Raw genomic sequence first — 14,462 nt, 5'->3', positions numbered from 1 at the left:
GTGTCTCCTAGACAGCCGCAGAGCCGACACGGCCCTTGCGCAGTGCATCGATGACCGCTTCTTTCGGACCGTCGGCGACGATCCGCCCGTTGTCCAGCACCACCAGCCGATCCACCAGGCTGAGCATCGAGGTGCGGTGGGTTACCAGCAGCAGGGTTTTGCCCTGCACCCAGCCGTGGAGTTTTTGTCGCAGAACGTCTTCGCTGCTGTTGTCCATGGCGCTGGTGGGTTCGTCGAGCAACATGATCGGCGGATCCAGCAATAACGCGCGGGCCAGCAAGACCGCCTGACGTTGCCCGCCGGACAGTAGTTGTCCGCGTTCGCCCACTGGCCGGTCGAAGCCTTGCGGATGCTGACGAGCCAGCTCGGTGACGCCGGTCAGCTCGGCGACTTCGAGCATCCGTGAATCACTGATGTAGCGGGCACCGAGGGTCAGGTTGTCGCGCAGGCTGCCGGCCAACAGCGGCAGGTCATGGGCGACGTAACCGATTTGCTGGCGCAGGTCGGCGACGTCCAGTTGCCGTAAGTCCAGGCCATCAAGCAGCAACTGGCCCTCTTCCGGTGCGTAGAACCCCATCACCAGTCGCGCCAACGTACTTTTGCCCGAGCCGCTGCGGCCGATGATGCCGATCCGCTCGCCGGGTTTCACGCTGAAGCTGATGTTGGCCAGGGCGGGAGCGTTCTGGCCGTTGTAGTGGAACGTCACGCTGCTGACGTCCAGCGCACCTTGCAGTTGTGTGCGCTCCAGTGGCCGTTGTTTGGCGTCGCGTTCCTGCGGCAAGGACATCAGCGCATCGGTGCTTTTCATGGTCAGTTGCGCTTGCTGATAGCGAGTGATCAAACCGGCAATCTGCCCCAGCGGCGCGAGCACCCGGCTGCCGAGCATGTAGGTCGCCACCAGCGCGCCGACGCTGAGGTTGCCGGCGATGATGCTGTAGACCCCGGCGACGATGGTCGCCATGCCGGAGAATTGCTGAATGAACAGCGTGCCGTTGGTGGCCAGCGCCGAGAGGTTGCGTGCATGGCTGTCGAGACGGGTGAGCGCGCCGTGGGTGCTTTCCCATGTGTGCTGGCGTTCGCTTTCGGCGCTGCAGGCCTTGAGGGTTTCCAGGCCGCCGAGGGTTTCAATCAGCAGTGCTTGGCGTTCGGCACCCAGGGTCAGGCTTTTCTGCACGGTATCGCGCAGACGCACCTGAATCACCATCGCGAAGAGGATCGTGATCGGAAACGCCAGCAGCGGAATCACCACCAGCCAGCCGCCGAGCAGGCCGATCACCACCAGCATCAGCACGGCAAAGGGCAGGTCGATCAGGCTGGTCAGCGTTACCGCGGTAAGGAATTCCCGCAGGCCCTGGAAGTCGTGAATGCTTTGGGCAAAACCACCGATGGTCGCCGGCCGGGCTTTCATCGCCATGCCGGTAATGCGTTCGAACAACGTGGCCGAAAGGATCACGTCGGTTTTCTTCCCCGCGGTGTCCAGCAGGTGCGCGCGCACCACCCGCAGCACCAGTTCGAAGCCGGTGCCGATCAGCAAGCCGATGGACAGCACCCACAAGGTCGACGTGGCCTGGTTCGGCACCACCCGGTCGTAGGTCTGCATCACGAACAGTGGCACCATCAACCCCAGCAGGTTGATCAAAAAACTCGCCAGGATCGCGTCGCTGTACAACCACTTCGACAGCTTCAAGGTGTCGCGAAACCACGCCTCCACGCGTGGTACCAGCGGTGAGCGCAAGTCTTCGAGTTCATGCCGTGGTCGCGCGTACAAGGCCTGGCCGCTGTAATTCTCGGCCAGCTCAACGCGGCTGACCCATTGTTCACCACCGTCGGCTTCGCTGGGCAGAATCAGCAACTGACCGTCATCGCCAAAGCGTCGCAGAATGGCGGTACGGCCGTTGTTGAGGATCAGCATCACAGGCAGATTGAGGGCGCAAATATCCGCCAGTTCACGACGCAGCAATCGCGCCTGCAAACTGGCCCGGGCTGCTGCGCGAGGCAGCAAGTCCAGGCTCATGCGTTGCTTGTTCAGGGGGAGCCCGGCACTCAGGCTGGCGCGACTGACCGTCGCGCCGTGGAGTTTGCAGAGGATCAACAGACCGTCCAGAAGCGGGTCATCGAAGCTCAGGCGCGGATCGACACCGATGTTGCCGGGTTCCATGCTGGTCACATTGATCGCTCCCAGTGAGCTATTTCAGTTCAGGCAAACGGGCTTCGTTTTTCACTTCGGTCTGGGCGATCGCATCGGCGGGTAACACCACCCGTTGTTTGCTCAGCAACTGACCCATGTTCGCCAGCACGCGGTACATCGAGTACTCCTCGGTGTAGCGCACTTCGGTGTAACGGCGGTTGGCGTTGTAGAGCTCGTTTTCACTGTCCAGCAGGTCGAGCAGGGTGCGTTGACCGAGGCCGAACTGGTCCTGATACGCCACGCGTACGCGCCCGCTGGTGTCCGCGTATTCGCGGGCGGTCGGGATTTGTTTCTTGGCGTTGACCATGGCGTTCCAGGCCAGGTGAATGTTCTCGTTGAGTTGGCGCAGGGCATTGTTGCGGATGTCCATCGCCTGGTTGATCTGGTGCGCATTGGAGGCCAGGCGAGCCTTGTCGCTGCCACCGCGGAACAGGTTGTAGTTCATCACTACGCCGACCCGCCATTCGTTGTCGTGGCCTTCATCGCCCTGCACGTTGTTGTTTGCACCCACGGCGGCTTCGGCGTCGAAACGAGGGTAGAACGGCGACTTGGCCACTTCGTACTGGCTCTCGGCCGATTGCACATCGGCCTGGGCAGATTTCAGGTACGGGTTGTTTTCCACCATGCTTTGCTGGGCTTCCTGCAGGGTGGCGGGCAATTCGCCGCGGGTCGAGGGCAGTGTTTCGAGTTCATCGGGCATGCGCCCCACGACGGCGTGGAAGTTCGACTCGGCGTCCGCGAGGTCGACTTCAGCGGTATCGAGGTTGTTTTGCGCCAGTGCCCGGCGAGCGACGGACTGGTCGGAGTCGGCGTTGCTGCCAATACCGCGCTGGGTGCGCAGACCAATCTGATCGTTGACCCGCAAGTGAGCCTGCAGGTTGTTCGTGGCCAGGGTTACCAGTTCGCGGCGCTTGAGCACTTCGAGGTAGACCTCGATGGTGCGCAGGGCCAGATCCTGTGCGGTGCCCTGAGCGTAATAGGCCCGGGAATTGACCACACCTTTGGTGCGCTGGACTTCATTGGCGGTGTTGAAACCATCGAAAAGCATCTGCCGCAGGCGCAATTCCGATTGGGTGTAAGTCAGGATTTCGGTGTGGTGATTGCCAAATGCCCGGGTGCTGGTGTTATCGCTGTACCCGCGCCCGTAGGCGGCATTCAGATCAACCGATGGATAAAAGCCTCCTTTGGCGACTTTAACTTGCTCATCGGCCGAGAGGCGGCTGTCCACACGTGACGCCAGCTCCGGGTGGGTCGCGATGGTGCTCTGGATCGCCTCCGTCAATGACATGGCTTGGGCCTGAGAAGTGCAGGCCATCGCCAGCAGAATTGCGCTGCATAGGGGGGTTAGTACGCGCATGGGTGCCTCTCCCTGAATCCTAATGGTGCTTATCATTCGCCAAATATTTGACGACATTTGTAGTGAAAACCGTTTCACTCTTGTAACAACAGAGCTAAGAACATTTTAGAGAGAACCTAAGAAGTATTTCTCATAAGGCTTATGCCAAAAAAAACTTATGCGCCCTGCTAAATCCAGCACATTGTTCACTGCGAAAGCCCTTGATTTAGGAGCGTTAGGGAGCTTCGCGGGGCTTGAGGAAAGTTCCAATTACATATCGACATAGGGCGGGGAAGTGCTGGAGGGGAGGGAAGCGGACGACCTAGGGGGTGACGGTTTTTTGTCACTCTAGTGGATCAAGATCGTTACGCATCGCTCGAAGGGCAAGTTGTTGCGCAAGTGGATCCCGATGCCATTGATTGCATAGGTTTTTATCGCGCAGCAGACACGTCGCCCGCGAGCGGCAGGCTTGGCGAGAACGGCGCCAGGGCAGCGGCTTACTTCAGGTAACCACTGCCATCAGGCGATTCCGCCAGGTAACCCGTTGGAACCATGAGCACGTTCTTCGCAAAAACAGGATGCCGACAGTGGTTGGCAGCGGAGGAAGTGCACATGGCTACGCTCATCGGTATCGTCAGTAAGGTTATTGGTCAGGTGTTCGCGGTCGCGAGCGATGGCACCCGACGCGCGCTGGTCGAGGGGGATCGATTGTTCGCCGGCGATCAGCTAGTCACCGGGGCCGAAGGCGCGGTGGCGGTGCATCTGCAAAATGGACAGGAACTGACCCTCGGGCGTGATAGCAGTCTGGAGATGACGCCTCAGTTACTCGCGCATCAGGCGCCCCATGTAGACACCGCTGAAGCGGTGACGCCAACTCAGGCGCAACTGACCGATGTCGAACAACTGCAAAAAGCGATCGCTGCCGGCGACGACCCGACCCAGACCGCTGAAGCCACGGCGGCCGGACCTGGCTCGACCGGCGCACCCGGTGATGCACTGGGAGGCGGCCACAGTTTCGTCATGCTCGAAGAGGTGGGGGGGCGGGTAGATCCGACTATTGGTTTTCCTACCGCAGGCTTCAACGGTATTCCCGAATTTCTCCTCGAACGTCTGGCTGGTGACCCTGATAACGGCGACAACGGTGCGGGTGGTGCGGGTGGTGCGGGTGGTGCAGGTGGTGCAGGTGGTTCAGGAGGGACAGGCGTTGTTCCTGTGACACCGGTTGTTCCTGATGTGCCGAACAATCCGGTCACCCTCACCGGCCTGTCGGTGGCAGGGGGCGAACTGACCCTCAATGAGGCCAACCTGGCCGACGGTTCGGCCCCCAACCCTGGGGCACTGACCAAGACCGGCACGTTCAGCGTGTCTGCTCCAGACGGGCTGACCAGCCTGAGCATCGGTGGGATTAACGTGATCAGCGGTGGCGTTGCAGCAGGCTTCCCGCAGTCGATCACCACCCCGTTGGGCAACACCCTGATCGTCACCGGCTACAACCCGGCCACGGGGGTTGTGAGTTACAGCTACACCCTCAACGACAATGAAACCCATCCAGCCGGTGACGGCGCCAACAGCATCACCGAGAATTTCGACGTCGTCGCCACCGATACAGACGGCAGTACGGCGACCGGGCAAATCAACGTCAACATCGTCGATGACCTGCCGACCGCCCATGCCGACGCAACCTCGGTCGCCGAAGGCGGCATCGTCAGCGGCAACGTGCTGTGGAACGACGTCGGCGGCGCCGATGGCCCCGCCGTCAGTGGCGGAGTGATCGGCGTGCGCGCCGGTTCAGACACCTCGACCCCGGTCATCGGCGGCCTGAACAGCCAGATCAATGGCACCTACGGTTACCTGACGCTGGACGCCAACGGCAACGCTGAATACCACAGCAACCCCAACGCCGTGAACGGCCCCGGTGCGAGCGACACGTTCACCTACACCTTGCGCGATGCTGACGGTGATGAAAGCACCACGACGATCACCATCGACGTGAACAACAGCTGCATCAGAGCGGTCAGCGACAACGACGTGACCGTGTACGAAAAAGCCCTCGACCTGAACAAGGACGGCCAGGATCTGGCGGCCGGGACCGTCACCGGCAGCGAGCCGGGCCACATCGGCGAAACCGCCAGTGGCACCTTGGTCGGCGCCGTCACCGGTGCCACCGGTGCGATCACCTACACGCTGGTCGGCAGCGCCACGGGCACCTACGGGCAAATCCTGCTCAACCCCAACGGCACCTACACCTACACCTTGACCTCGCCGGCCAGCACCACGCCGCAGGCGAACGACGGCGCCAACACCCAGAGTGAAACGTTCACCTACCACGCCACCGATTCCCTGGGCAATGTCGTCACCAGCACGATCGTGGTCAACATCGTCGATGACGTGCCGATCGCCCATGCCGACACGGCCTCGGTAGCGGAGGGCGGCATCATCAGCGGCAACGTGCTGTGGAACGACGTCGGCGGCGCCGATGGCCCCGCCGCCAGTGGCGGAGTGATCGGCGTGCGCGCCGGCTCAGACACCTCGACCCCGGTCATCGGCGGCCTGAACAGCCAGATCAATGGCACCTACGGTTACCTGACGCTGGACGCCAACGGCAACGCTGAATACCACAGCAACCCCAACGCCGTGAACGGCCCCGGTGCGAGCGACACGTTCACCTACACCTTGCGCGATGCTGACGGTGATGAAAGCACCACGACGATCACCATCGATGTGAACAACAGCTGCATCACAGCGGTCAGCGACAACGACGTGACCGTGTACGAAAAAGCCCTCGACCTGAACAAGGACGGCCAGGATCTGGCGGCCGGGACCGTCACCGGCAGCGAGCCGGGCCACATCGGCGAAACCGCCAGTGGCACCTTGGTCGGCGCCGTCACCGGTGCCACCGGTGCGATCACCTACACGCTGGTCGGCAGCGCCACGGGCACCTACGGGCAAATCCTGCTCAACCCCAACGGCACCTACACCTACACCTTGACCTCGCCGGCCAGCACCACGCCGCAGGCGAACGACGGCGCCAACACCCAGAGTGAAACGTTCACCTACCACGCCACCGATTCCCTGGGCAATGTCGTCACCAGCACGATCGTGGTCAACATCGTCGATGACGTGCCGATCGCCCATGCCGACACGGCCTCGGTAGCGGAGGGCGGCATCATCAGCGGCAACGTGCTGTGGAACGACGTCGGCGGCGCCGATGGCCCCGCCGCCAGTGGCGGAGTGATCGGCGTGCGCGCCGGCTCAGACACCTCGACCCCGGTCATCGGCGGCCTGAACAGCCAGATCAATGGCACCTACGGTTACCTGACGCTGGACGCCAACGGCAACGCTGAATACCACAGCAACCCCAACGCCGTGAACGGCCCCGGTGCGAGCGACACGTTCACCTACACCTTGCGCGATGCTGACGGTGATGAAAGCACCACGACGATCACCATCGATGTGAACAACAGCTGCATCACAGCGGTCAGCGACAACGACGTGACCGTGTACGAAAAAGCCCTCGACCTGAACAAGGACGGCCAGGATCTGGCGGCCGGGACCGTCACCGGCAGCGAGCCGGGCCACATCGGCGAAACCGCCAGTGGCACCTTGGTCGGCGCCGTCACCGGTGCCACCGGTGCGATCACCTACACGCTGGTCGGCAGCGCCACGGGCACCTACGGGCAAATCCTGCTCAACCCCAACGGCACCTACACCTACACCTTGACCTCGCCGGCCAGCACCACGCCGCAGGCGAACGACGGCGCCAACACCCAGAGTGAAACGTTCACCTACCACGCCACCGATTCCCTGGGCAATGTCGTCACCAGCACGATCGTGGTCAACATCGTCGATGACGTGCCGATCGCCCATGCCGACACGGCCTCGGTCGCCGAAGGCGGCATCATCAGCGGCAACGTGCTGTGGAACGACGTCGGCGGCGCCGATGGCCCCGCCGTCAGTGGCGGAGTGATCGGCGTGCGCGCCGGTTCAGACACCTCGACCCCGGTCATCGGCGGCCTGAACAGCCAGATCAATGGCACCTACGGTTACCTGACGCTGGACGCCAACGGCAACGCTGAATACCACAGCAACCCCAACGCCGTGAACGGCCCCGGTGCGAGCGACACGTTCACCTACACCTTGCGCGATGCTGACGGTGACGAAAGCACCACCACCATCACCATCGACGTGAACAACAGCTGCATCACAGCGATCAGCGACAACGGCGGCGACCTGGCCAGCTCGACGTTGACGGTCATTTCGAATGCGCCACCGGTGGCGGTCGATGACCACGTCATCACCAACGTGCTGTCGGGCAGTGTCGTGGTGCCGGGCGAGTTGTTGCTGGCCAACGACACCGACCCCAACGGCGATCCGCTCAGCGCATCGCCGACCACCTTCAACACCGGTTGGATTGCCAAAGGTACGGACTTCACCGGCACCCATCAAAACTTCAGCTTCACCGGCAATAACGCGCAGGCGGTGACCATCGCCCGCAGTGCATTCGTCGCCAACACGGCGGCCATGACGGCGGTGTTGGTAGTCAGCGGGGCGCTGGGGTCGGTCAACGCCAACAATAGCAATGATGAGGACCGCATCACCGTCAACCTCAAACAGGGTGAAACCCTCAACCTCGACCACAATCTGGCGGCCGGCCACATCACCCTGGAGTACTCGCTCAACGGCGGTGCTTACACGGCCATCGCCGACGGCCAGACCATCACCGCAACGTCTGACGGCACGTACCAGATCCACATCACCAACATCGACAACGAGGGGCCGGGCAGCAGCGGGAAGGGGGCGGAAAACTACCAACTGACCATGACCGTCAATTATGCCGGGGCCCACGATGTCGCCCCGGACTACCACGGCACCTACACCGCCAACGACAGCCATGGCGGCAGCGATAGCGCCGCCGTGACCATCACCTATCAGAACGGCCACACCCTCACCGGGACGGCGGGCGATGATGTATTGGTGGCGGGCACCGGCAACAACGTTATCAATGCCGGCGACGGCAACGACGTGCTCACCGCAGGCTCGGGCAATAACGAATTGCACGGCGGCGCTGGCAATGACTTGCTGTTCAGCGGCGCGGGCAACGACCTGCTCGACGGCGGCACCGGCGTCGACACGGCGAGCTATGCCCACGCCACGGCCGGCGTCACCGTTGATCTGAGCCTGCTCACCCCGCAGAACACCGTGGGCGCCGGGACCGACAGCTTGACTGCGATCGAAAACCTGACCGGCTCGAACTTCAACGACACCCTCACCGGCGACAACCACAACAACATCATCAACGGCGGCCTGGGTAACGACATGCTCAACGGCGGGGGCGGCGATGACTTCCTGATTGGCGGCCTGGGCAGCAACACCCTCACCGGGGGCAGCGGCGCCGACACCTTCCAGTGGCTCAAAAGCAACAGCGGCCACGACGTGGTCACCGACTTCACACCGGGCATCGACAAACTCGACCTGTCGCAACTGCTGCAAGGGGAAAACGGCACCACGGCGTCGCTGGATGACTACCTGCACTTCAAAGTCACCGGCAGCGGCGCCTCACTGGTCACCAGTATCGACGTCAGCGTCATGGCCGGTGCCGCGCCAAACCAGACCATCGATCTCGCGGGTGTGAATCTGGCCAGCCATTACGGCGTAACGCCGGGGGCGGGTGGGGTGATTGCGGGTGGGCACGATACGGCGACGATCATCAACGGCATGCTCAATGACCATTCGTTGAAGGTGGATACGGTGTGACCTGAAACGATAAAACCCGCCATCCCTGTGGTAAGGGATGGCGGGTTTTTTTGTTGTCCTTAGCATCGTTCATTGCGAGCGTGCTCGCGATGAACGATAACGCGGTTCATCTGATGAACCGCGATCCCTGTGGCGAGGGAGCTTGCTCCCGCTGGGTAGCGAAGCGGCCCCAGACTCTGCGCACGCGGTGCCGCTGACCAAACCTTTGTGGCGAGGGAGCAAGCACCCTCGTCACAAGTCCCTCGCTAGTCCTGCGGATCGATGTTGTCCAGCGCCCGATTCACCGCCAGCTCCCCCAGCATGATGATTTGCGCAATACCCAACAGGGAATTGCGACTCGGCCCCTCCATTTGATCCGCCAGGTCCATGGTCATGACATTGGCCGAGGCCAGCGACTCGCAAGCGTGGGCCAGCAGGGTTTCGGTATCGAGCTCCGGATTGACGGTGAACATAGTGCCGGGTGTGCGCGGGGTGGCTTTGATGTGGGCGGCCAGGTCGAGGTAGTGATCGAGGGCGCGGTGGGCGGCTTCGTGGAGTTTTTTGGAGTCGAGGGAATCGTAGGGGGAAACGTCGTCGGTTTCCGGTGGATTGGGCGGAACTTTGAACATAAGCCGGCTTCTCTGATTGGGTGCCAACCCTCCTGCTGCTAAACGAGAGGGAGGCAGCTGTACGCAGGTTAGCAGACCGGGGAAGCTAGCAACGCCGGCGCGCCCGAAGGCGCCCTGCGCACAGCCACCATCAAGTGCAGGCATGGGAATGCCCGACTGACAAGAGCTTGTGCACCTTACTTATAACCCCAGGCTGCTAAACCCGATCACTGATGGGCAGTGACGGGAATCAAGTTACCGAGCAGCCCCAAGGTGCACAAACCGACGGATTCTGGCGTAACCGTAGGCAATGGCGCAAGGCTGTGTAGCCTGAGTGAGTATCTGAAGGTGTCGATTAAACATCGCAGTTTTATTGTTCACTCAAAACTTGGGTAAGACAGGGACGGATAAATAAATTCGTCTTTATTTCGCACCCATTTCGCATCCCGTCAAAGGCACACCGATAACGTATGGCGAATCGCCGTCGCAAAGGGCAGTTGGGCGGTTTCCAGGATTTCTTCTTTAAGAAACTGCTGAAAGTCTTCGCTATCCGGGTTCTCCAGAAACAGCTGTTGAAGTGCTTCGGCTGTATCCAGGCTGCCGCGGACAGCTTCACGCCTCATTTCACGAAGGGCACCATTTTCAGCATCCAGATTGAAGATGCGCAAGGTTTCGACTGCTCTGTGGCGTAACCGGACATCCAGATTTGCACGTGGTGCAATGGTGCCGTCGCTGACGAAAATGAAATAGTCGTCAGGGTTGTCTTCATCGGGCTTTATCAGGACGGTGTGATCATAGGGGCGGCATCGGTCCTTGAAATTCCCACACGATTCTTCCCGTTTACATGAGCCGAACAGATTGCTCCAATCGAAAGTACCTTGGCGGTATCTTTCTCGCTGTCGAAAGTGTTCGATTTGCGCATTGGTGTGTTTGCTGATATCGGCTTCGCAGTAGGCGCAACGAGTATCTTGCATGGCTCGCAAATGCTCCCAGATCTGCTCACGCTCCGGTGGCGTCGGCGACTCCAGCGACCACCTGTGTAATCCATGTCAGTAGCGGGTAAGGCAGTGCGCTCCTTCACCCCGAACAAGCTTTCGCATGTGCCCGATTCCCTTTTCTTACTATTTTGTCAGCTGTTTACGTTTGAACGTTTCCAGTCTGATCAGCCTGTGGCAGTTGAGCATGCTGGGATGTTGAGTGTCGAAATGTTCATCAAGGTACTCTCGGAGTGCCAGGCCCTCTGTTGACTCATGCAGGTCCTGCTGGATAAGCGCCATGTACTCGCTCAGTTTTTGAGCAGGCTCATTGTCGGGCGTCGGGTCGACATCCATGACGTAAGCGAGCACTTGCGAGCTGGCGACGCCCTGAGTTTGTTGATCCACATTGCTCACTGTGACCCGTCGCCCAGTCTCGTCGGTTACGGTTTGCAGAACGCGAATACAGTGCGCTGGCACCGACGTGATTACTTGAGGACTGTGTGTTGTCACAATGAACTGGATACACGGGAAAGCCCCGAGCAGATCCGGTATGACGGTTTGCTGCCACGCGGGGTGAAGGTGCATGTCGACCTCGTCAATCAACACAACCCCAGTACTTTTTCGAGGGGCGAGGATGCCCAAATGAGGGTTGAGTTTGACGCAGCGGTACGCGATATCGGCAGCCAGGGCGACAATGTTGCGAATCCCGTGGCTAAGCTGGCTGACCTTCAATGCTCCGTGAACTGGATGCTCAAGCACCAGATCGGCGAACTCACTGCTATAGGCCAGATCTCGCCATCCTGTTTGAGTTGCCAGGACAGCATTCACCGCGTTCTGCACCGCTAGAACCGGATGTGCGAACTCGTCCTTCACGTCAATGCTGAGCTTTCCACGCTCAAGATTACGAATTTGTTCTTCACGATAGCTGCGGAAAATTCGTGTGTACCATTTGGCAAAGTGTTTATAGCTGGAGGCCGGGTCAAGGCAGTCGCGATAGCCATAGGTTCTCGAAAACTCAGCGTTTTCGGCTTTTTCAAACGCGGCTGTCAGTTTTTTATGGCTCCAGAGTCGGCCGGTGCCGTAGTAAGCCAGAACGGGTAAATCGAACGATTCCAAATGATCTCGGGAAACACCATGAAAGATCTCAGCTTCAAGTACTTGAGCTCTGCCTTCCAGTTTGCTGGCATAGATATCCTCACGCGTTTTCGTTGCTTTGCGGATACTTTCCCTGCGACGTGTCCAATGCCATTCTTCGCCTTGAAAAAGAGCATGGGCGGTAAGGCTAGCGGGCAGTGAAGGTTCCATCTGATGCGCTTTGACTGGACGCAGAAAAACGTCATCAGGATGTATCCCCGTAAGGTCATTGGTAGCGCTGCCAAGGTCAAAGCCGCGGACATAGGGCCACAATGCAACCTTAATAGCATCCAGTAGGCTGGTTTTGCCCTGGCCATTTCGTGCAACCAACAAGGTCAGTTGTGCATCGATCTCGAGAGTGAGTGTGGGGAAGCAGCGATAGTTTTCCAGCTCCAGCCTGATCAGTTTCACAGACCTTCCTCCATGCGGACCGATGCCAGGCTGCGGCAGAGGTGATGTTTCCGGGGAACATATAGGGCGTGGATTCTACTGTGAATGAAAACAGGTGAACACCATGGACATGGGGCGTTGCAAAACTACATCGGCTCCGGCGGCCCGATCAATCCTCCCATCACCCCAAACAACCCCAACTCCCGGATCACCTCCAGTTCCCCTTTGGTCTCGACCATCTCCGCAATCAACGGCAAATCAATGCTGTTGGTCGCCCGAAAAATCGCCTCGATGAACAGCTTTTTATCACTCTGCTCATCAATGTGACGGATGTACGCGCCGTCGATTTTCAAGTAAGCCAGCCCCAGTTGAGTCAGATTGCCGATCTGACTAAAGCTGCCACCAAAATGTTGCAAACCAATGCGGTAACCGGTGTTGAGCAAGCTATGGCTCAGGCGTTGCAGTTCTTCCTGAGGGGGCAATTCGCGTTCGTCGATTTCCAGAATCAGCAGGGACGCGAGTTCGGGCAGTGATTCGAGCATGTGGAGGATGTGTTGCAGCTGCGCCGGGTCGCGCAGGGTGCTGCCGGACAGGCTTAACGCCAGGGGCCAACGATTGATGACGAGGTAGTCGAGGGTGGCTTCGAGTATCGCCAGGTCGAACCGTGCCGACCAGCCGAGGCGTTCGATCCACGGCAGGAAATGCCCGGCAGCTATCGCCTCGCCCTGTGGATCGAGCAGGCGCGCGAGGACTTTGTGATGTAACACTTGGCTGGTGTCGGCGCATTGCACGACGGGTTGGAAATACAACTGCATCTTGCCTTGGTTCAAGGCGTCGTCGATCCAGGTTTGCCAGTCGTTTTGATACGGGTCCGGCGCGGTGTTGGAATAGGCCAAGTGGACCCACGGGCGCTCGGGATGTCGCTGGGCTTGGGTCAACACCTGATCCAGTCGCATCAGCACGTCACTGGCGGGCTCACCGGGTTGGAACGCAACGATCCCCAAGTGCGCCACCGGCGTGCAATCGCTGGCGCCGGTCAAGCGCAGGTTTTCCAGGGTGGCGCTGATTTCGGAAGCCAGGCGTGCCGCGTCCTTGGCGTCGAGGCCCGGTGTCAACAGGCTGAACTCGCCACCGCGATTACGTGCTGCCAGCCAGGTGCGACGCTCCGCAAGTTGGGTCAGACGCTTGAGCAGTTCACCGACGGTGCTGATCAACGCGTCAGTGCGCTGGCCGCCCAGACGCTGGTTCAGTCCGACCAGGTCGTTGATCCGCAGTATCAGCAAATGGCCGTTGCTGCTCTGCTCGGAGACCAGCAGTTGGTCGTCCAGTTGCTCATCCAGCAAGCGTCGATTGGCCAGGCCTGTCAGGCTGTCCTGATAGGATTCGGCCCGCAGCTTTTCACTGCGCGCGACCTCTTCGGCGAACAGCGCTTTGAGCTTCTCGACCATCTGGTTCATGGCCAGTACCACGCGTTTCAACTCCGGTGTGTGCGGCAGTTTTGGCAGACTGAGGAACTCGCGTTTGCTGATGGCTTCGGCCTGTTTGACCATGGTGTCGAGTGGACGAAATTGCCGCCGCAATAACCAGCCACCACACACGGCGCTGAGCAGTCCGCAAATCAGCAGCCAGATCAGGCTGCCGAGGGTGCTGTCCCAGAGTTTGGCCAGGGCGAATTTCGGGTTGCTCAGCACTTCGACCCGTGCCGCCTGCACCCAGCCACGCATGACCAGCGCTTCGCCACCGGGTGGGTGCAGGTTGACCAAACTGACAAACCAGGTGGGAACGCCCTCGATTTTCGCCGATACGCTGCGCTCCACCAGCACCTGCTCATTCTCGATGTTGATGACTCGGATGCTGCTGAAATAGCCGCTGTCGAAAATCGAACTGACCATCAGTTCGGTCATCGCCGGGTCGTCGATCTGTGCGGTGAGCGACAGGCCCAGCGCCGTGGCGGCGTCCTGGGCATGGGAGCGCAACTGGCCGAGCATCTGGTCGCGAGAGCTTTCCAGGCTGACAAAAAAACTGCCACTGAAGGCCACTAGCAAGAACAGGCAAATGGCGAGAAACAACTGTTTGCGCAGTGACATAAACGCTCC

General features: G+C 60.2%; 7 protein-coding genes. 1 reads left to right on the top strand and 6 read right to left on the bottom strand.

Annotation, left to right across the window (positions count from 1 at the left end; genetic code table 11):
• Window positions 1–7: 7 nt before the first annotated feature.
• Together ACYZTR_RS20720 and ACYZTR_RS20715 are read right to left on the bottom strand one after the other, a co-directional pair.
• Window positions 8–2,167, bottom strand: coding sequence for a type I secretion system permease/ATPase (locus ACYZTR_RS20720; protein WP_461973560.1), 2,160 nt, complete (start codon window positions 2,165–2,167; stop codon window positions 8–10).
• A 19-nt stretch (window positions 2,168–2,186) separates the two neighbouring features.
• Entirely contained in the window at window positions 2,187–3,545 is a 1,359-nt protein-coding gene (locus ACYZTR_RS20715; protein WP_461973559.1) for a TolC family outer membrane protein, read from the bottom strand.
• Window positions 3,546–4,136: 591 nt separating this feature from the next.
• Here ACYZTR_RS20715 and ACYZTR_RS20710 point away from each other — a divergent pair.
• Window positions 4,137–9,278 carry a retention module-containing protein gene (locus ACYZTR_RS20710; RefSeq protein ID WP_461973558.1) on the top strand — a complete coding sequence of 1,714 codons (5,142 nt, stop codon included), beginning with the start codon at window positions 4,137–4,139 and terminating at the stop codon, window positions 9,276–9,278.
• Window positions 9,279–9,523: 245 nt separating this feature from the next.
• Here ACYZTR_RS20710 and ACYZTR_RS20705 read toward each other — a convergent pair whose 3' ends face one another.
• From ACYZTR_RS20705 to lapD, 4 genes are all read right to left on the bottom strand, one after another.
• The gene (locus tag ACYZTR_RS20705) at window positions 9,524–9,886 is read right to left on the bottom strand and encodes a DUF6124 family protein (protein ID WP_461973557.1); all 363 of its coding nucleotides are present in this window, start codon (window positions 9,884–9,886) and stop codon (window positions 9,524–9,526) included.
• Between the two features lie 428 nt (window positions 9,887–10,314).
• Window positions 10,315–10,893 (bottom strand): retron Ec78 anti-phage system effector HNH endonuclease PtuB, encoded by a 579-nt coding sequence (gene ptuB, locus ACYZTR_RS20700; RefSeq protein ID WP_461979820.1) that lies wholly within the window; start codon window positions 10,891–10,893, stop codon window positions 10,315–10,317.
• 93 nt (window positions 10,894–10,986) lie between these two features.
• Entirely contained in the window at window positions 10,987–12,387 is a 1,401-nt protein-coding gene (locus ACYZTR_RS20695; protein WP_461973556.1) for an AAA family ATPase, read from the bottom strand.
• Between the two features lie 125 nt (window positions 12,388–12,512).
• Window positions 12,513–14,453: a cyclic di-GMP receptor LapD gene (lapD, locus tag ACYZTR_RS20690; protein WP_461973555.1), complete on the bottom strand. Its 1,941-nt coding sequence runs from the start codon at window positions 14,451–14,453 to the stop codon at window positions 12,513–12,515.
• Between the last annotated feature and the right edge of the window lie 9 nt (window positions 14,454–14,462).

The organism is Pseudomonas sp. Hz4 (assembly GCF_054898165.1).
Note: the sequence above shows the minus strand (reverse complement) of the source record. Positions and strands in the feature narration are given on the sequence as shown.